We start from the raw sequence: 19,757 nt of genomic DNA, 5'->3' as shown, positions 1-19,757 counted from the left end.
CCGGCGATCACTCCGCCGCGACGAGCTCGCCCGCCACCGAGTCCGGCTCGTCCGTGATCGGGTGCGACAGCCGCGTCAGCATCTCGCGCGGGACGACCTGCCAGAAGTGGCGGGACGCCCGCTCCCAATTGTCCAGGATCCCGCGCGACCATTTGCTGTCCGTCACGTCGGCATGATCGCAGACGAGCTGGTGTAGCACGCCTCCCCAATGACGCGAGGACAGGCGATGCCAGGTAATGCTGTCCGGGTTCGCGCGGCGCTCGAACGTGCCTTCCGGATCGTAGATGAAGGCCATGCCGCCCGTCATGCCGGCACCGAAGTTGGCGCCGACCGGCCCCAGAACCACCGCGGTGCCGCCGGTCATGTACTCGCAGCCATTCGCGCCGCAGCCCTCGACGATCACGGTTGCGCCGGAATTGCGCACCGCAAACCGCTCGCCCGCCTGCCCCGCCGCGAACAGCCTCCCGCTGGTGGCGCCGTACAGCACCGTGTTGCCGATGATGGTATTTTCCTGGCTCCGCAGCGGCGATGACACCGCCGGGCGAACGATGATCGTGCCGCCGGACAGTCCCTTGCCCACATAATCATTGGAATCGCCGAACACTTCCAGCGTCACGCCCTGGACCAGGAACGCGCCAAGCGACTGGCCCGCACTGCCGCGCAGCCGCACGGTGACGTGCCCCTCGGCAAGCTTGGACGAGCCATACCGGCGCACGATCTCACTCGACAGGCGCGTGCCGACGGCGCGGTGCGTGTTCCTGACCGAATAAGTCAGTTGCATCTTCTCGCCACGCTCGAACACGGCGTTGGCGTCCTTGATCATCTGCGCATCGAGGCTGTCGGGCACCTCGTTGCGGAAGGTGTTGAGCGAAAAGCGTCGTTCCGCATCGGTAGCGTCGACCTTTGCCAGTATGGGATTGAGGTCGAGGTCGTCGAGATGCTCGGCACCGCGGCTGACCTGGCGGAGCAGTTCGGTGCGGCCGATCACCTCGTCCAGGCTGCGGAAGCCGAGCCGCGCCAGGATGTCGCGCACTTCCTCGGCGATGAAGGTCATCAGGTTGATGACCTTTTCGGGCGTGCCGACGAACTTCTCCCGCAGGCGCGCATCCTGGGTGCAGACGCCAACCGGGCAGGTGTTGGAATGACACTGGCGCACCATGATGCAGCCCATCGCGACAAGGCTGAGCGTGCCGATGCCGAACTCCTCGGCACCCAGGATCGCGGCAATGACGATGTCGCGCCCCGTCTTCAGCCCGCCGTCCGCGCGCAGGCGGATGCGACCGCGCAGGCCGTTGAGGGTCAGCGTCTGGTTGACTTCCGACAGGCCCATTTCCCAGGGCGTACCGGCATATTTAATGCTGGTCTGGGGCGACGCGCCGGTGCCGCCGACATGGCCGGACACCAGAATGACGTCCGCGTGAGCCTTGGCAACGCCCGCCGCGACCGTGCCGATGCCCGCAGACGAGACGAGCTTCACGCAGACGCGCGCGCGCGGGTTGATCTGCTTCAGGTCGTAGATGAGCTGCGCCAGATCCTCGATCGAATAGATGTCGTGGTGCGGCGGCGGGCTGATCAGCGTCACGCCGGGGGTGGCGTGGCGCAGCTTGGCGATGAACTCGGTCACCTTGAAGCCGGGCAGCTGCCCGCCCTCGCCAGGCTTGGCGCCCTGCGCCACCTTGATCTCGATCTCCTCGCAGGCGTTCAGATACTCCGCCGTCACGCCGAAGCGGCCCGAAGCGATCTGCTTCACGCCCGAATTGGCGTTGTCGCCATTGGCATAGGGCTTGTAGCGGACCTGGTCCTCCCCACCCTCGCCCGAAACCGCCTTCGCGCCGATGCGGTTCATTGCGATCGCGAGCGTTTCGTGCGCCTCCGGCGACAGCGCGCCAAGGCTCATGCCGGGCGTCACGAAGCGCTTCCTGATCTCGGTGATCGCCTCCACCTGATCGGGTGCGATGCCCTCGGCCGGGAAGTTGAATTGCAGCAGGTCGCGCAGGTAAACGGGAGGCAGGTCGGCGACGCCGCGGCTGAACTGGAGGTAGCTGGTGTAGCTGTCCGTCGATACGGCCGTTTGCAGCAGGTGCATCAGCTGCGCCGAATAAGCGTGCGTCTCGCCCTGGTGCCGCTGACGATAAAAGCCGCCGACCGGCAGGGTCGCGACCGCGCTGTCGAACGCCGCCTCATGCCGGATCGAGGCATTAAGGTGGAGCGAGGCATAGCCCTCACCCGAGATCTTGGCGGGCATGCCCGGGAACAGGTCCGCCACCAGGCTGCGCGACAGGCCGACTGCCTCAAAGTTGTAGCCGCCGCGATAGGAGGAGATCACCGCGATCCCCATCTTCGACAGGATCTTGAGCAACCCCTCTTCCACTGCGCTACGGTGACGCTTGAGGCATTCGTCCAGCGACAGGTCGCCGAAGAGCCCGCGCGCCTGGCGATCCGCAATCGCGGCCTCGGCAAGGTAGGCGTTGACGGTGGTCGCCCCCACCCCGATCAGCACCGCATAATAGTGAGTGTCCAGGCACTCGGCCGAGCGCACGTTGATCGAGGCATAAGAGCGCAGGCCCCGGCGAACGAGGTGCGTGTGCACCGCCGCGGCGGCCAGCACGCCGGCGATCGCCACCCGGTCCTCGCTGACATGCTCGTCAGTCAGGAACAGCTCCGACTGGCCCATCCGCACTGCCTGTTCGGCCTCGGCACGGATGCGGGCAATGGCCTCGCGCAGTTTCTCCGGGCCGCCACCTGCGTCGAAGGTGCAGTCGATCTCCGCCGCGCTGCGCCCGAAATGCGCGCGCAACCGCGCCCAGTGCGTGCCCGTCAGCACTGGTGAATCGAGCACCAGCACCCGCTCACGCCGGTCGCGCACGTCCAGGATGTTGGCGAGATTGCCGAAACGGGTCTTCAGGCTCATCACATGCCGCTCGCGCAGCGGGTCGATAGGCGGGTTGGTGACCTGACTGAAGTTCTGGCGGAAGAACTGGCTGATCAGTCGCGGCTTGTCGGAAATGACGGCAAGCGGCGTGTCATCTCCCATCGAGCCGATCGCTTCCTTGCCGGATTCGACCATGGGCGACAGGATCAGCTCCATGTCCTCCAGCGTCTGGCCGGCGGCTACCTGACGCCGGGCGAGCTCGGCGCGCGGGTAATGGACCACTGCGTCGCCCACCTCGGGCAGGTCGGCGAGCGTGTGGAAAGCGCCGGTCATGGCGGCATAGTCCTGCTCGCCCGCGATCCGGTCCTTTACGGCCATATCGTCCAGCACGACGCCTTCATGCAAGTCGACGGCGATCATCTGCCCAGGCCCTAGCCGCCCCTTGGTGACCACGGTGGATTCCGGCACCGGCACCATGCCCGTCTCGGATCCGACGATCAGCAGCCCATCGCTGGTGCGGGTATAGCGAAGCGGCCGAAGCGCGTTGCGGTCGACGCCCGCCACCGCCCATCGCCCATCGGTCATCGCCAGCGCCGCGGGGCCGTCCCACGGCTCCATCACCGATGCGAGGTAATTGTACATCGCTGCATGGGGCGCCGGCATGTCGTCGCGCGCGGCCTCTGGAACCAGCATCAGCTTGGCGGTCGGCGCATCGCGGCCCGAGCGGCAGATTGCCTCGAACACCGCGTCGAGAGCGGCAGTATCCGACGCGCCCGCCGGGATCACCGGTTTGATATCCTCCGAGTGCTCGCCAAACGCGATGCTTGCCATCCGGATCTCGTGGCTCAGCATCCAGTTCTTGTTGCCGCGGATCGTGTTGACCTCGCCGTTATGGGCGAGGCAGCGGAACGGCTGGGCCAACCACCATTGCGGGAAGGTGTTGGTTGAATAACGCTGGTGAAAGATCGCGACGCGGCTTTCGAATCGTTGATCCTGCAGGTCCGGGTAAAACAGCGACAGGCTCTCGGCCAGGAACAGGCCCTTGTACACGATCGACCGGCACGACAGCGAGCAGATGTAGAAGCCCTGGATCTGGGCCGCGATCACCCGCTTCTCGATCCGGCGGCGGACAAGATACAGGTTCTTCTCGAACTCCTCGACCGACACCGCGTCCGGCATGGGGCCGGCGATCATGATCTGCTCGATCTCGGGCCGGGTCGCCTGCGCCTTCAGGCCGATCACCGACACGTCGACCGGCACCTGGCGCCAGCCATAGATGGTGTAGCCAGCCTCGATGATCGCGCTTTCCACGATCGTGCGGCAGGTTTCCTGCGCTCCCAGATCGGTGCGCGGCAGGAAGACCATGCCCACGGCGAGCCGGTTCGGCAGCAGGCGATGCCCGGAAGCGGCCACAGCATCGTCGAAGAAGCGGTGCGGCAAGTCGACATGGAGGCCAGCACCATCGCCCGTTTTCCCATCCGCATCGACGGCACCGCGGTGCCATACCGCCTTAAGCGCGTCGATCGCGGACTGGACCACACGGCGCGAGGGCGTGCCATCGGTCGCGGCGACCAGGCCGACTCCGCACGCGTCCCCCTCGAAGTCGGGGCGATACATGCCGTGCTCGGCGAGATAAGTGCGAGGGTCGGTCATGTTCATGCCTTCAGCTTGGGCATGATGCCCAGTAGATCGAGAGACGCAGGTGAACGGTCGTGCCGGCCCGCGTCCATGTCGGCCTGCGGGCCAACGCCCTGTGCTGCGCCGGGAACGGCCACCACGGTTGCGGCCGGGGGAAGTCCCAACCTCCTCACGCTGCCTTCCTCTCGCCCGCCGCTTTGGCCTTCAGCCACTTGTGCATCGCTGCCGCTACGTCACGGCCGTCGCGGATCGCCCACACCACCAGGCTCGCGCCACGGACGATGTCACCCGCGGCGAACACGCCATCCAGGCTGGTCATCAGGGTCTTGCCGTCGACCAGCACCGTGCCCCAGCGCGACACGCCAAGCTCGGGCGCTCCCCACAAACCGGGCAGGTCTTCCGCATCGAAGCCCAACGCCTTGATCACCAGGTCGGCAGGCATCTGCGTGTCGCTGCCGGGATCATGCTCGGGCGCACGACGGCCGCTGGCATCGGGCGCGCCGAGCCGCATGCCACGAACAGCGACGCTGGAGACGCTGCCCTCGCTCACACTGTGGAAGGCCTCGGGTGCCGAAAGCCAGACGAACTCCGCGCCCTCCTCCTCGGCGTTCGCCACCTCACGCTGGCTTCCCGGCATATTGGCGCGGTCGCGGCGATACAGGCACTTCACCGACGCTGCACCCTGACGAATGGCGGTGCGAACGCAGTCCATCGCGGTGTCGCCGCCGCCGATCACCACCACGTTCCGGCCGGTCGCATCCAGAGACTGAGCCTCCTCCTCCGGCACGACGTCGCCAAATCCGCGCCGGTTGGAAGCGATCAGGTAATCGAGCGCTTCGACCACGCCCCCGGCGCCCACGCCCGGTGCCTCAATCGCGCGCGCCTTGTACACGCCCGTTGCGACCAGAACGGCATCATGCCGCTGGCGCAGGTCGTCGAGCGACGCATCGCGGCCGACCTCAAAGCCTTCGTGGAAGACGATCCCGCCGTCCTTGAGCCGGTCGACGCGACGCATCACCACCGGCTTTTCGAGCTTGAAGCCAGGGATGCCATAGGTCAGCAGCCCGCCGGCCCGATCATGCCGGTCATAAACATGGACCTCGTAGCCGTTGCCGCGCAGATATTCGGCCGCGGTCAGCCCTGCTGGGCCTGCTCCGATCACCGCCACCGACTGCCCCCGCGCCGGCCCGGGCACGAGCGGCTCGACCCAGCCCTCCTCCCAGGCCTTGTCGGTGATGAACTTCTCGACCGACCCGATCGTCACCGCGCCATGACCGGTAAACTCGATCACGCAATTGCCCTCGCACAGCCTATCCTGCGGGCAGATGCGGCCGCAGATCTCCGGCATGGTGGAGGTCGCGTTGCTCAACTCATAGGCGTCCCGCAGCCGCCCCTCCGCGGTCAGCCGCAGCCAATCGGGGATATGGTTGTGGAGCGGGCAATGTACCGAACAATAGGGCACGCCACATTGCGAGCAGCGCCCAGCCTGCTCCTCTGCCGCGGGCACCGCAAAGCGGTCGGCAATCTCCCGGAAGTCCTCCGCACGAAGCTCGGGCGCACGCTTTGCGGGGTAAGCCTGAACGCGGTCGACAAACTTCAACATCGGACTGTCGGCCACAGCGATACCTTCCAGCGTGAGTACGCAGGACGACATAGCAGGACCGTTCCGAGCATCAAGTCAGCTTTGCTGTCCTACTTTAAGGATCAACTCAGCTCTTTGCCATTGGCACACTATTTACTGCCACAAGAGTAAGGCCGGGTCGGACCTACCCGTTCAGAAGCCAGACCAGTGCAGCCGAGCCCGCGACGATACGGTACCAGGCAAACGGGCCAAAGCCGTGCCGGCCGACCAGATTAATGAACCAGCGAACGACCACCAGGGCGACCACAAAGGACACCACGAAGCCGATGGCGATCGACAACGGCCCAACTGCCCCGCCAGCCGTCAGAGCGTGCCGGTTCTTGAAAATCTCGAGGGCGCTGGCACCGAGCATGGTCGGGATCGCGAGGAAGAAGGAGAACTCAGCCGCGGTGCGGCGTTCGACGCCCAGCGACAGCGCGCCAAGGATGGTTGCGCCTGAACGGCTCACCCCTGGCACCATGGCCAGGCACTGAATGAAGCCGATCGCCACCACGGTTGGCAGGGGTATATCCGCAACGCCGCGTACCGTGCCGGGCTTGGCCAGCCGCTCAACAAGCAAGATGGCGACACCGCCGACCGCAAGCGCGATCGCGACCACCTCGGCATTACCCAGCAACGCTTCGACCTGGCGATGAACGACCAGCCCGACCGCGGCAGCGGGCAGGAAGCCGACCAGGACGTTGCGCACGAAGCGGATCGACCCCGCGTCCCCGCGCAACATGCCCGACATCACCGTCCACACCGTTCGCCAGTACAAAACGGTGATCGCCAGGATCGCGCCAAGCTGGATCACCACGTTGAACAGCGCCCAGCGTTCGGCATCATAGCCGAGCAGGCGGGTCGCCAGGATCAGGTGGCCGGTGGATGACACCGGCAGAAACTCGGTGATGCCCTCGACAATGCCGAGCACGATTACGGTCAAAAGGTCAGTCAAAGGCGGGGCAACCCATCAAGAGGGAACATAAGGGCTGGTTGCGAATCAAACCGCCTCTTCGTGAACGCGTTTGGCGAAGCGGCCCTTGCGCTTGAACCGGACCAGCCAGGACGGCGCGACTGCCACCATCGGCGTCGCTGTCAGATCCATCGATTCAAGCCCGTCCGCACCCGGCGACACAACCGTGTCACGGCCCAGCATCAGCCATTGATCCCAGCTGATCGGCGCGCCAGGCAGAAAGCCCAGTCGAGCAATCGCGCCCCCAATGGCATCCGGCAATTCCAGAAATGTCTTCTTGCGACCGGTCGCCTCCGCGATCCAGCGCTGCAGCTCGAGCATGGTCAGCACGTCCGGGCCGCCCAATTCGATCGTGCGCCCGCCAAAGCGCCCCGGGTTGCCGACGGCGGCCGCAACCGCATCGCCGACATCGCCGGCATAGACCGGCTGGAACCGGGCCGCCGGTCGAAGGACTGGCACCACGGGCAGGCGGCGCATCATGTCGGCAAAGCGATTGAGGAACTGGTCTTCCCGCCCGAAGATCACGGACGGGCGCAGGATCGTGGCATTCGGAAAAGCAGAGCGCACCGCCTCCTCCCCCAAGCCCTTTGACCGCCCATAGGTGGACTGTGACGCCGAATCCGCGCCGATTGCGGACAGGTGCACCAATGCATCCACGCCGGCTGCTGACGCCGCCCTGGCCACCGTTTCGGCACCCGTGGCCTGGATCCGCATCGCGTCGCCAAAGCTGCCGGCCAAATTCACGACCGCGGACGCACCCTCAACCGCGCGGGCGATCGTGTCGGGCCGGGTAACATCGGCCGCAACGAATTGCGTCTGGCCAAGCCCGCCCAAGGGCCGCAGGTAATAAGCCTGCCGAGGATCACGCTGCGCCACGCGCACCCGCCAGCCGGCCCGCAACAAGGCCTGTGCGGCATAACGACCGACGAAACCGCCCCCGCCGATCAGCGTCACCAGCTCGTACATCGTGTTCGCCCTTACCCGAAATTTGCTGAAGCTGCCCTTGCCGCCACACGGGCGTGTTGACAAGCTTAGTAACCCTCCCCTAGAGGCGCCGGCCTACCCCGTGCCCAGATGGCGGAATTGGTAGACGCACCAGCTTCAGGTGCTGGCGATCGCAAGGTCGTGGAGGTTCGAGTCCTCTTCTGGGCACCATTTTCTAAGACGCGTTACGCGCGGGATCCCGTCGAGTAAACGGCCCCCTAGGGGTCGCCGATACGCATCTTCGTGTCACGCGGTGGCGACGGCGAAGCTGGATTTGGTCCTTTCAGCCCGTCATCCCCACCGGACGTCTGGCATTCGCTCGCAGAGCGGAACAGCGAACCGGGCGTGGCAGCGATCCCCTTCGCTCGCCCTGCTCGCACAGCGAAGCACTCGTCCGCGAAGCACGCGATGGATCGGCCTTTGACAATGCGGCTGTCCCAATCCACTCAGGACCCGTGACCGAACCCGATGTGAGTGAGCCAGACGCGGAATGGCGGCCCTGGACCGGAGGCAGTTGTCCGGTGCCGCCCGACAGTCGCGTGACGGTCAGGCGCAGATATGGTTCGATCGTGACGATGCGCGCGGCTGACTTGCGTTGGTGGCACGACCAGTATGTGGAATATGGTGCGGACGATATCGTCGCCATCCGCTTTCTGCCGTTGGGTCGGTGCCGAAGCGAGCTTCCCGATAGCTGAGCAGAGGGCGGCGAGAGTCGCACGCATTTATCCGCTCGCCTGAGGCGATGAACGGGGCGGCCAACACCGGCCACATGGGCGAGCCTGTCCGACGACCGCACCGAAGGGTCTTCCCGGCCCTCAACTCCGACGTCGCGAGATAGCAGAACAGGCACTCGGACGTGGTGGGCCGCTTGCCGCGCCTGCACGGAAGGCTGAGCGATACTGCCGATCTCAACATCTTCTCGCGGCCCGAGCATCAAATCGACGGAAGCGGACCCGCGCGATTAGGCGTCCCGCGGCAGCAGTTTCTCCCAATGGGTTTCAGGTGCGTTCGGGTCGAAGGTGATCGTGCCGGCGCGCCAGGTGCGTGCGATCTCGACATCCTTTGCAGCGCTTGCGGTCAGTGCGGTCACGTCAACATACCCGATGCGGTTGTAGAAAGCCGGCAGATATTGCGCATCCCGAACAGCAGCATAGCGCCTCCATGCGTCCTTCGCTGCCAAGAGCTCGACGACCGCGCTCCCCTTGTCACTTGGCCGGGAGCTTTGGTCGTACAGGGCAAGATCGCATGCGCCCCGTATCTTGTGTGCATAATAGCGGCCGAGATGGGCCATGGCCTCATAGTCGGCGAGCGTACTTGCGAGCTCGCCCTCCTTTGTCGCCCCGCCGGTGCGAAGATCGGCGACATGGTCCAGCGTTGTGTCGGCAAGGCCGGCCAGCGCCGTTGCCACGTCCAGCGGTGACAGGGCGTCCAGCGGCCGGCTGTCGGTCAGGCGCTGGCGCCAGCGCCGGATGGACAAGATGCCGGACCTGGGCATGGGCACGCCGTTGATGAAGTCCGCGACCGAATAGAAGCGCGTGCCGCGCGGTCGTTTCTGCGGGCTGTAAGCGCAGGCCTCCGGGAACCATTCGAGGTCGATGTCCTGCCAGAAAAATTGCGTAACCTGGGGAATGATCTTCGACGCGGCACTGGAGGCTGCATAAAGCCGCCCGGCGTCCACGCCCGGGAACCGCGCCGCGAGCATGGCTTCGAAATGCCGGTCCGGCAGCGATGGGTCGTAGGAGAGCCGCCCCCACATCGCGAAGCTATACCATTGCTTCTGCGTCACCAGCCGCCGCGCGGCGCCTTGTTCCTTGCCGGCGTTTGCCCTGTCCAAGAAGTCGCGCCCCCAGTTGAATCCGTCCGGACCCATGTAAAAGCCGACCAGCTTGTCCGGCAGCGGCATGTTGAGGATGTATTCTCGCGCGAAATCCGGGTCGCCCCACCTGAACGAATAAAGGTCATCGTTGCGAACCGTCAGCCAGGTCTTCACGCCATCCTTGATGAACGGAATGGCTTCCGCGATGAAGGGCGGCTTGGGGTCCGAGTACATGTGGGCGACGGAATATTTATAGCTATAGGTGAAGCTGTCGGGGAAGCCCGGGTAAGCGCTCCAGTTACGCTCGATCTCGCCGGGTTCGGTTTCGTGGAAACGGTGCACAAGTTCGAATCGGCGGCTCGGTTGCGCCTTCAACGCATCGCTGATGCCCGCGCCATAGGTCGACCAAAGCCATTGTTCCTGGGTCGCGGTGGGGTTGCCCGCTGGCAGGTTCTCGCCCGCCGTGATGCCGATGCCGGCCAGCAGTGGATAGGTTGTCACCATTTCCCGCACGCTCGCCCGCATGTAGGCGACGGTACGCGTATTGGTCATGCTGTCATCGATGCCGTATTTGCCGGCGGTGCCGTAGACGAACACGTTCCAGGTGAAGACATATACGGCAATGCCGCGGTCGGCCGCCATTTGCATCACGTCGCGCCAGAACGCGATCTTTTCGCCGATGGTGATCTTCTTCACCACCTCATGATTGGCGAGGAACTTGGGGTGGACCGCGTCCCGGCCGCGAAAGTCGAGCGGCTCGGCGTCTAGCGGCTCGCGGCTGCGCCACACGTCATCGAGCGCGATGTCCGCGAACTCGGGAACCTTCACCATCGACGGAAAAGGATGAAGGCTCCACAATGTCAGGACGTTGTAGCGGTCGCGCGCCATCTCATCGAAATAGGCCTGCCAAAAAGCGCGGCTCCAGACTTCGGGGATGTTCAGCTGGGAACTGGTGCTACCATCCGAATAGCTCGGCGTCCTTAGGTCGAGCGGGATGTTGTACTTGATCCCTCGCTTCGCGATGTGCGGGCGATGGGTCCGCCCGTTGCCGAGCATCGCTAGCGTTTCGCCGCCAAGGCGGACGCCCTCGGCAACGTCCAGCCCGCCGTACATGGCGCCCGTCGCGTCGCCGCCAGTGACGGTCAGCGCCGTGCTGGCCGAACCCTCGATCCGGTACCCCTCGGCGCCTAGCTTCTCGTCGACTGCGTAGCGCACCCGAGGCGCAGCGCGCCCGGTTGCGCGGGCTGCCGCCGCGATCTCCGCGTCAGCAAAGCCGGTCGCCGCGCTCAGCGGCCCCGGACGCCTGGCACGCGCATATCCCTCGCTTGCGGTAAGAGCGGCGGCGCCCGCCGCTACCCCGGCGAGGACGTCACGACGATTAAGGCCAGAGGTATCTGTCATGGACGTCCTTTCGGGAAGGCAGGCGCGCGGAATGAAGAAGGCGGGGTGCGACCGCCTCAGCCCTCCGCGTCCGAAGCAACGGCATGACCGGCAAGCCTCTCGAGCGCCTGAACCATCGCAGAATGGTCTTTCGCGCCACCGCCAGCCGCGACACAGGCGCTGAACAACTGCTGGGTAGATGCGGTGTTGGGCAGCGCAAGACCCAGGCTCCGTGCCCCTGCGAGCGCGAGTGACAGGTCCTTTTGATGCAATTCGATCCGGAAGCCCGGGTCAAAGGTGCGCTTGATCATGCGCTCGCCATGCACTTCCAGCACGCGAGAAGCGGCAAACCCACCCATCAGCGCTTCGCGCACGCGCGCGGGGTCCGCGCCTGCCTTGGACGCGAACACCAGCGCTTCCGCCACAGCCTCGATGTTGAGCGCTACGATGATCTGGTTGGCGACCTTGGCGACCTGACCGTCTCCAACCCCGCCGACACGAGTGATGTTCTTGCCCATCAGCTCGAACAACGGCCGCACGCGCTCGAACACATGTGGTTCGGCGCCGCACATGATGGTCAGTGCTGCGTTGCGTGCACCGACCTCCCCGCCCGACACTGGAGCGTCGACATAGTCGCAACCCGCTTCGGCAATCCGGGCGGCAAAGCGCCTGGTCGCGATCGGGTCGATCGAGCTCATATCGATGACGCATTTGCCCGGCGTCAGACCCTCGGCGACGCCGCCGGTACCGAACAGGACCGTTTCGACATCGGGCGTGTCGGGCAGCATGAGGATGATGACCTCCGCCTCCGCGGTGACCTCACGAGCGGTCGCGCGCGCTGAGGCACCGGCGCTGAGCAACTCGGGCGGCAACGGGCTGCGATGTTGAACAAGCAGCAGCTCATGTCCCGCTTGTTGCAAGTGCCCCGCCATCGGCCGGCCCATGATGCCAGCCCCAATGAATGCGATCTTCATGTGGTTTGTCCTGATTGCCTGCTGTCAGCGAAGATATGGCGCGGCCCAGCCGAGCCCGTCGGCCGTGGCTGCTGCTGGCTTGTACTCGCACCCGACCCAGCCGTCGTAGCCAAGCTGGTCGAGGCGGGAGAGCAGCCAGGGGAAGTTGATCTCGCCCGTGCCCGGTTCGTTTCGGCCAGGATTGTCGGCGATTTGGACGTGCCCGATCCGCGGCATCAACCGTTCCATCGTGCGCGCCAGGTCGCCCTCCATGATCTGCACATGATAGACATCGTACAGGAGCTTCACGTTGCCGCGGTCCGCGCGCTCGAGCAGTTCGACCACCGCATCGGTGCTGTCATAAAAATAGCCGGGGATGTCGACGCGGGTGTTGATGGGCTCGAGCACGATCGTGATATCTTCGCCGACCACGTCCGCCGCGTATCGCACATTATCGATGAGGGCGTTTGTCCATGCATTCCGATCGGCGCCGGCGGGAAACTTGCCCGCCATCAGGTGAAGCTTTCGGCAGCCAGTGGCCCGCGCATAGTCCATGGCCAGGTCGACGCTGGCGCGGAACTCGGCCGTGCGTGCAGGATCGGCAGCAAAGCCGCGTTCGCCCGCCGCCCAGTCACCCGGCGGCATGTTGAACAGCGCAAAGGAAAGGTCGTTTCGGCCAAGCCGCTCTGCCACCAGTTCGATCGGCTCGCCATAGGGCGCAACGCACTCCACTGCCTTGAACCCGGCCCCTGCCGCGGCGTCGAACCGATCAAGGAAGGATAGTTCGGTGAACATCATGGTCAGGTTTGCGGCAAGGCGCGTCATGGCAAAGTTCCTTGAGGCAGGACGAGAATGGCCCGGAAATCGTTGACGTTGGTGCGGGTCGGCCCGGTCACCAACAACTCATCTGTTGCGGCGAACAGGCTGCCACTGTCGTGGTTGAGCAGGAAGAAGGCCGGATCCAGTCCGGCTGCGCGCGCTCGCGCGATCGTGTCGGGGCCGGCCACCGCGCCCGCTGCACGACTGGCGCCGTCTTCCCCGTCCGTGTCCGCTGCCAGTGCCCAGACACCCGGGCGACCGTTTAGGGCGACAACCATCGACAGCAACAACTCGGTATTACGCCCGCCCACGCCCGCTGGACCGCCGGCCAGGGTAACCGTGGTTTCGCCGCCTGACAGGATCACGGTGGGCCTTGTCACTGCGCTGGATGCGCGGGTCGCCATTTCGGCGCCGAGTACACGGCTCTCACCTTCGAGATCGTCGCCCAGGATGATTGGATCGAGACCCTGTGCACGGGCGGATGTAGCGGCTGCGTGCAGGGCTCCCGCCGGGGTGCCGATCAGGTGGAACTCGGCGGGCGCCGAAGCCGCGGGTACCGGATCAGCGATCAGCAACCGTCGTGCTACCGCCTCCGGCAATGCGGGGCCTAGCAGTCGCACCACGTCGCTCAGGTCCGCGTCCGGCATGGGATCGGGAACAGAGGGGCCGGAGGCGATTGCCGCGATGTCGTCGCCCGGAATATCGCTGATGCCCAGCGTGACAACACGGGCAGGCGCCGCTGCCGCCGCCAGCTTGCCGCCCTTGATCGCGGACAATCGACGACGAACGGCATTCATGGTGCGGATGTCGAGCCCGGAAGCAAGGAGCAGGCGGTTGACCAACTGCTTGTCGGCCAGGCTGACCCCTTCGACCGGAAGCGACATCACGGACGAACCACCGCCGGAAATCAACACCAGTACGAGGTCGTTGTCGCTGAGGCCGTGCACGGCGGTCAGGACCTCCCGCGCCGCGGCTTCGCTGTTGGCATCAGGAACCGGATGCGCAGCTTCGAGGACGCGGATGCGTCGTGTCTGCGCGCCATAGCCATAGGGTGTGACCACCACTCCCGACAGCAGCACATCTGGCCATGCCGCCTCCACGGCAGCAGCCATGGAAGCCGCCGCCTTTCCCGCACCCACCACCACGCACCGGCCCGTGGGAGGCGCCGGGAGGTGCGCGGCGATCGTCCGGGCGGGGTCGGCGCTGGCGACAGCCGCGTCGAACAAAGCGCGCAGCACGCTCCTCGCGCGAGTATCGCTCCAGCCAGTCGACAGGTCAGCCATCCCAGGCATCATCGCCCTGCCCCGCCGCAATCGAGCGCGCTCTGGCTGCCCTTCGGCATGTTCCCGCAGGCTGCGCGGCTCGCCCCGCAGACGAGTTGCCGGTCTGTGTGTCGTGCGCCCATCGCTCAGGCCAGGTCAATTGCCACGACCTCATGAACCGCTATACGCGGCACGGCTACGGTCAGAGTGTCGCCCGACCTGCGGACCTCCGCATTCGTGCCGGACTCCAGCAAGCGGACGCGGCGGATGTCACGGGCGTCGGATGGCAGGCGCAGTCTTACTTCATACGGGCCTGCCGGGATCACCTCCCGCATATATGCCTTCATCGCCATGGGATTGTTGAGGTTGACGAGGTGGGCAGCCAGCGACCGACGCTGGCGCCAATAGCTGACGTCCACAAAGCCTGGACCGCTGACCGCCATAGGCTGTTGCTCTTCGGCAGCCCACAGCACCGCGTTGCGCAACAGGTTCAGGTGGTCGCGGCTCGACACCTCCCAAAAAGTGCGGTCGATATCGCCCGGAAGGTAGACCACCCGGCCCTTGCCGACCTGACGTGCATAGATCATCGGCGTTTCCGTCTGCTTCACGCGCGGAAACACCTTCTCCATCGGCAGATCGGGATAGGAAGGTACCAGCGTCAGCGCCGCCCGGCCCAGCCCCGGCCGTGGTTTCACGTGCACCAGCCGCGTGCCCGACATGATCCGCGGCGTGTCGTCGAACCCGACCGTCATCGGCCCCGGTCCGTGCACGGTCATGTAGGAATTCTGGACACGGTAATCGACCGTGCCGGCGAAATCACAGCCGAACAGGTCCGCGAGGCCGAAGTTCGCGCGACGCGTACCCCATTCATCGTACAACGACGTTTCACCCGTCGCGACAATCGATCCGCCATTTGCCACAAAGCGGCGGATGCGAGCGCATTGTGCGTCGGACAGCGCCGCCGTGTTCGCCAGGATCAGAACCTTGTACCCGCCGATGAACTCGGGCTCGAGTTGCCTCTCATCGGCGAAGTTGAATGGAATACGGGACTCTACCAACGCCTGGTAGAACCCGGTGACCGCGTCATTACCGCCGCTGTGCAGTGATTGCGCATCGAGTGGCATGGACGACGCCGCTGTCGACATCTCCGGCTTGTAGTAGGTTGTTGTCTGGACCGACTGGACCATTGCCACGCGCGCCAGATTGGCGGTGTTCCGGAAGTACTCCTCATGCTCGGCGTGCCAGGTATACGCCTTTTCGACGGCTGGGACCCAGCGCTTGTCGAACACCTCTGCCTTGAACTTGGTCATCCAGGGGCGAAATCCGTGCGCCAGGCCGTCATGGATATAGGCGGTGATCTCCGGACTGGCCTGCACGGAATCCATGAAGCGATACGGCGTCGACGTTTCGCCAACCGCGAAGATGCCGCTGACGGGCCGATCCTGCATCAGGCAATAGGCCTCCTTGGCGCTGCGGCCGTTCGCCCACGCCGGATCGGTGCCGTTGCGGCCCTGGCGATCGGCGTAGATCGACCGGATCGTCTGGCGCAGCCGCTTGGGGTCAAGCCGCCCCCATGTGCCGGGCGTGAAGAACGCCTGGGGATTGATGGACGTGACCGTGTCACTCCAAAGCTTCAGCTGCTCGTAGCGCTTGCCATCGTCCCAAGTCAGGTAGGCGCGCGCCGCCGGGTCCTGCGGATTGGCGAGCGACGTCGGGACCGGATAACCGCTCGCCGCCTTGAACTCCCGCGTGCAGACTGGGCAGTGGCAGATGCCTGCGCTGCCCGCCCAGCGGTTGCCGAAGATGCCGTCGACGGGATAGCTTCCCACAATTTCCTTCAGCACCTGCGGCATCCATTCGAAGGTGACCGGGCCATTGGGGCAGGTGAGGTAAAGTTCCGGATCGGTGGGGTGTCGCTTCGGCGTGCCGTCCGCCGAATGTGCGATCCAGTCCGGATGCGCCTTCAGCATGTCTTCGTGCGCGGCGTGCGGGTCGACGCGGCCGAGCACGCGAATGCCCATGCGCTTGCACTCGTGCGCCAGCTCGCCCAGCATGTCGCCATTGCCGAGGAATGGCGTCCGGTAATGAAACGGAACCTTGGTCGGGTAGAAGGCGGTCACGCCGCCAGCGCTCAAGCACACGCCCTGCGTCTTGGTGCGGCCAAGGAAGTCGATCCAGAAACCCTTGTCGTAGCGGCCCGGGTCGTCGTCCGTGGCGCAGATCTGGACCCAGCGCATTGGCTCCCATTCCCAGCCGGACCCGGCGCCGTTCGCCGGTGCCGTCGCGGTCTGCGCGACTGCGGCTTCGGAAAGGGCGGACAACATGCCCGCAGCCGCCGCGCCCTTCATCAAGGTGCGCCGATCGAGCCCGGTTTCCACATCCGTCATGTCCATGCCCCCGTTTCCCGTTCAGAACTTGACGCGCACGCCGACGCCGTAATTGCGTCCGATCACGTCGTAGAAGCCCGACGCATTGGCCGCGCCCGCACGGATCACGCTGTTCTCCGCCAGCAGCGGCGGATCGACGTTGGTGATGTTCTCCATCTTTCCATAGATCTGGAAGTGGTCGGTAACGTCATACTGTGCCGACAGGTCGAGGTAGAAGCGGCCTTTGAAGTGCTGCGGGTCCAGGTCAAGCGGACCATAGGTGTTGTCGTAGCGCCCGCCCCCGACGAAGTTGCCCAGCGCTCGCAGCAACAAGGGTCCGTTGCTGTAGGTCAGCGTCGTTGAAGTACGCCACTTCGGCGTCGCATTGGTGCCGGTCAACTGGCCTGCGGTGTCGACCGTCACGCCATTCGACACGGTGATCAGGCGATCCACATAGGTCGCCAGTTGGGCCACCGTCAGGTTCCCCGCGCCTACCGGCTGGGTGAACGATGCCTCGAAATCCAGACCACGTGTCTTCAGGGTCTGGGCGTTGAATGTGGTGGTGCGAACGGTTGTGATCGTGCCGGCCGCGTTGCGGGTGATACCCGCGCAGAAGTCGGTCCCTCCCGCAAAGCAGCGATCAATCACTTCCTGCGCCCCAAGCACGGAAATCGCATCATCAAGCTTGATGTCGAATGCGTCGACCGAGAACTGAAAACCGCGCAGGAAATCTGGGCGCAGCACGACGCCGAACGTGACGGTATGGGCCGACTCAGGATCCAGGTCGCGATTCCCGCCTGAAGCGGTTGCCGTGACCGTCGACTGGTTGCCCGTGCTGAACCGGTCGAGCACCACCGCGCCCTGGCGCAACGTGGTTGCCGCAAACAGTTCGTTGACGGTTGGCGCGCGGAAATCCCGTGAGTAGGTGCCGCGGAAGCGGACCGCGTTGCTGACGCTCCAGTTACCGCCAACCTTCCACACAAAGGTGCCGCCGCTGGTACTGTAATCGACGTAGCGTCCCGCAAGGTCGAGCTCGAGGTTCTTGAGGAACTTCACGTCACGGGCGAGCGGGATCCCGACCTCGATCGATGCTTCCTTGACGTCGACCGACCCGCGATACGGGGCAGAGCTCGCCTGGCGCCAGCCGTTGACTGCAGAGATTGGGTCCGATTCCAGGTTCACTGTCTCGCGCCGGTATTCCGCGCTCACCGCGACCTGCACCGGCGCCGCCCATGTCGAGAAGGGCGATCCCCTGGTATTCAAGTTGGCGTCGAACTGGGTCGAGTACGCCTTGATGAACGAGGTTCCGGCTGCATAGGCGACCGCTTCGGGCGACACTGTGTTCACGCCGAAGACGTTGGCGGCAACGCAGCCGTTGTTGGGATTGGTCAGCGTGGACCGACAGATTGGCTGCCCGTTCGGCCCGGTCACCGCATCAAGTGCAAGTGTCCACCTGGCGTTGTTGCGATTGTTCTTACTCTGATTGTCGTAGATCGCGTGCGTGTAGTTGACGTTGCCGTCCCAGGTGAAGCCTTCGAACAGCTTGCCCGACAACCCGCCGGACGTGCGTATGTAGGTGTTCGTGGTGGTGTTGTCGTTGATCCCCAGTTCCGTATTGAGCCGGCCAAGGCTGATGGTCTGGAGATTGTTCGCGATCATCCCCGCAAGGATGTTGGCAGGCAGGAACGGGTTGTCGCGACGGATCGTGATGTCGCCATTGTTATAGTTGTAGACGTTGGTCTGCCTCTGCTTCGTGCGCGCAGCCAAGACGTCGAGGTGGAATTCGAGTGCCGGGGTCAGGTCGAAGCTCAGCCGCGCATAACCGTTGAGCCGCTGGTTGGACGGGATCAACACTCCTAGCTCCGGTTGGAGTGACAGCCCCTCGCCGCCCTGCATCCAGACCGAGCTGATGTTGGTGCCCTGAACAAAGCGGCTTTGTGCGCCGCCCGGACCGAACTGGATGTTCTTTAGCGCTCCCGCCGTGGTGATCACCCCGCCATAGGTCATTTGGGCCAACTGCACGTTCGGCACGATAAGCTGCCTGAACTGCCCGTTGGTCGCCGTGTAGGTGGAGTTGGGGATCAGCGTGTAACCCTTCGCTCCCCATTCGCGCGTGCCCTGGTACAGGATGTCCGGACGGTCGAAGTACGACCCGGCAACAACAAGGTGACCACGGTCGCCTGCGAATTTAGTGCCATAAGCCAAGCTGGCGGAGATGGTCTGGGTGTCGCCGCGACTGCTGATCGTGCTTTGAACGTCGGCCCGCCCGCCCTCCATCTTGCTGTCCAGGAAGACGTTTACGACACCGGTGACCGCGTCCGATCCGTACACGGACGATGCACCGCCGGTCACAACCTCCAGCCGGCGGATCAGCGGTGCGGGAAGGAGATTGAGGTCGAATCCGCCAGTAGGACTGGAATTGAGCACGCGCTGTCCGTCGATCAACAGCAGGGTGCGCGTTGGCCCAAGCGAGCGAATGTTAAAGGTCGACGCACCGACGTCGGTGGCGGAGCCGTTGTTGCGGTTCGGACGCAGCGCTGGCAAATCGCGCAACAGGTCTGGCACACTGGTCGCGGCCTTCGCCTGCAATTGCCGTTCGCCGATGGAGGTGACGGGCGTGGGTGTCTCGAACGTCGAACGCGCCAGACGGCTGCCCGTCACCACCACGTCCTGATCGGGCGCCTGCGCCGCAGTCTCCGGCTGTTGCTCGAGGGCGGGCGCAGAGGAGTCGGCCGGCGGCACCTGTCCGATCATGGCACCGGTTGGAGCGTCCGGGTTGGCGGCCTGCACCTGCGCTGCCTTGCCGGGCCCGTCCGGCCCGGCCGCCGCGCTCGGGGCTTCCTGGGGCGACGCCTGCGCCCAACCCGTAGCCGGGCATGTCATGCACGCACTCGCGAGCAGCAGCGCCTTTGCTGAATTCCGCATAACCCCTCTCCTCCGTCTGCTGGCTGTACACTGCTGTGCCGCCGGCTCCACATTTGGCTATAATGTTTTACCGTTTTGCGCAACGGCTATATTCGTGGTCCTTGTTGACCCATCAAGGTCGCCGTGGGACGGTTGCACCTGCCGCGAT

General features: G+C 65.0%; 12 protein-coding genes and 1 tRNA gene. 2 read left to right on the top strand and 11 right to left on the bottom strand.

The window, feature by feature from the left end:
- Positions 1-7 precede the first annotated feature (7 nt).
- The 5 genes from gltB to FHS94_RS15710 form a co-directional block, all read right to left on the bottom strand.
- On the bottom strand, positions 8-4,525 hold the full coding sequence (gene gltB, locus FHS94_RS15730; RefSeq protein ID WP_184059592.1) for a glutamate synthase large subunit: 4,518 nt from the start codon (positions 4,523-4,525) through the stop codon (positions 8-10).
- A gap of 2 nt (positions 4,526-4,527) precedes the next feature.
- Entirely contained in the window at positions 4,528-4,683 is a 156-nt protein-coding gene (locus tag FHS94_RS15725; RefSeq protein WP_184059591.1) for a hypothetical protein, read from the bottom strand.
- Positions 4,680-6,128 (bottom strand): FAD-dependent oxidoreductase, encoded by a 1,449-nt coding sequence (locus tag FHS94_RS15720; protein ID WP_184059589.1) that lies wholly within the window; start codon positions 6,126-6,128, stop codon positions 4,680-4,682. The genes FHS94_RS15725 and FHS94_RS15720 overlap by 4 nt, the downstream gene beginning before the upstream one ends.
- Positions 6,129-6,276: 148 nt before the next feature.
- The gene (locus tag FHS94_RS15715; RefSeq protein ID WP_184059586.1) at positions 6,277-7,086 is read right to left on the bottom strand and encodes an undecaprenyl-diphosphate phosphatase; all 810 of its coding nucleotides are present in this window, start codon (positions 7,084-7,086) and stop codon (positions 6,277-6,279) included.
- A 45-nt stretch (positions 7,087-7,131) separates the two neighbouring features.
- Entirely contained in the window at positions 7,132-8,070 is a 939-nt protein-coding gene (locus FHS94_RS15710; protein WP_184059584.1) for a complex I NDUFA9 subunit family protein, read from the bottom strand.
- A 102-nt stretch (positions 8,071-8,172) separates the two neighbouring features.
- Between FHS94_RS15710 and FHS94_RS15705 the strand changes: the two genes are divergently transcribed.
- Both FHS94_RS15705 and FHS94_RS15700 read left to right on the top strand, forming a co-directional pair.
- A tRNA-Leu gene (locus FHS94_RS15705) sits at positions 8,173-8,259 on the top strand.
- Positions 8,260-8,543: 284 nt separating this feature from the next.
- The gene (locus FHS94_RS15700; protein ID WP_184059582.1) at positions 8,544-8,783 is read left to right on the top strand and encodes a hypothetical protein; all 240 of its coding nucleotides are present in this window, start codon (positions 8,544-8,546) and stop codon (positions 8,781-8,783) included.
- A 266-nt stretch (positions 8,784-9,049) separates the two neighbouring features.
- Here FHS94_RS15700 and FHS94_RS15695 read toward each other — a convergent pair whose 3' ends face one another.
- From FHS94_RS15695 to FHS94_RS15670, 6 genes are all read right to left on the bottom strand, one after another.
- Positions 9,050-11,305, bottom strand: a complete 2,256-nt coding sequence (locus FHS94_RS15695; protein WP_184059580.1) for a carbohydrate-binding family 6 protein — start codon at positions 11,303-11,305, stop codon at positions 9,050-9,052.
- 56 nt (positions 11,306-11,361) lie between these two features.
- Positions 11,362-12,258, bottom strand: a complete 897-nt coding sequence (locus tag FHS94_RS15690) for a 2-hydroxy-3-oxopropionate reductase (protein WP_184059578.1) — start codon at positions 12,256-12,258, stop codon at positions 11,362-11,364.
- A gap of 24 nt (positions 12,259-12,282) precedes the next feature.
- On the bottom strand, positions 12,283-13,062 hold the full coding sequence (gene otnI, locus FHS94_RS15685; protein ID WP_184059577.1) for a 2-oxo-tetronate isomerase: 780 nt from the start codon (positions 13,060-13,062) through the stop codon (positions 12,283-12,285).
- Complete coding sequence (locus tag FHS94_RS15680) at positions 13,059-14,339, bottom strand: glycerate kinase type-2 family protein (RefSeq protein WP_184059575.1); 1,281 nt, start codon at positions 14,337-14,339, stop codon at positions 13,059-13,061. Before FHS94_RS15680 ends, otnI begins: the two co-directional genes overlap by 4 nt.
- 125 nt (positions 14,340-14,464) lie before the next feature.
- The gene (locus FHS94_RS15675; RefSeq protein WP_221234807.1) at positions 14,465-16,711 is read right to left on the bottom strand and encodes an alpha-amylase family protein; all 2,247 of its coding nucleotides are present in this window, start codon (positions 16,709-16,711) and stop codon (positions 14,465-14,467) included.
- A gap of 15 nt (positions 16,712-16,726) precedes the next feature.
- Complete coding sequence (locus FHS94_RS15670) at positions 16,727-19,609, bottom strand: TonB-dependent receptor plug domain-containing protein (RefSeq protein ID WP_184059573.1); 2,883 nt, start codon at positions 19,607-19,609, stop codon at positions 16,727-16,729.
- Between the last annotated feature and the right edge of the window lie 148 nt (positions 19,610-19,757).

It is taken from the genome of Sphingomonas aerophila (assembly GCF_014199305.1).
Classification (GTDB): domain Bacteria; phylum Pseudomonadota; class Alphaproteobacteria; order Sphingomonadales; family Sphingomonadaceae; genus Sphingomonas; species Sphingomonas aerophila.
Note: the sequence above shows the minus strand (reverse complement) of the source record. Positions and strands in the feature narration are given on the sequence as shown.

Coding starts and splice junctions, on each gene's coding strand:
- gltB (WP_184059592.1), bottom strand. CDS start 4,525: ATGACCGACCCTCGCACTTATCTCGCCGAGCACGGCATGTATCGCCCC.
- FHS94_RS15710 (WP_184059584.1), bottom strand. CDS start 8,070: ATGTACGAGCTGGTGACGCTGATCGGCGGGGGCGGTTTCGTCGGTCGT.
- FHS94_RS15695 (WP_184059580.1), bottom strand. CDS start 11,305: ATGACAGATACCTCTGGCCTTAATCGTCGTGACGTCCTCGCCGGGGTA.
- FHS94_RS15690 (WP_184059578.1), bottom strand. CDS start 12,258: ATGAAGATCGCATTCATTGGGGCTGGCATCATGGGCCGGCCGATGGCG.
- otnI (WP_184059577.1), bottom strand. CDS start 13,062: ATGACGCGCCTTGCCGCAAACCTGACCATGATGTTCACCGAACTATCC.
- FHS94_RS15680 (WP_184059575.1), bottom strand. CDS start 14,339: ATGGCTGACCTGTCGACTGGCTGGAGCGATACTCGCGCGAGGAGCGTG.
- FHS94_RS15675 (WP_221234807.1), bottom strand. CDS start 16,711: ATGGACATGACGGATGTGGAAACCGGGCTCGATCGGCGCACCTTGATG.
- FHS94_RS15670 (WP_184059573.1), bottom strand. CDS start 19,609: ATGCGGAATTCAGCAAAGGCGCTGCTGCTCGCGAGTGCGTGCATGACA.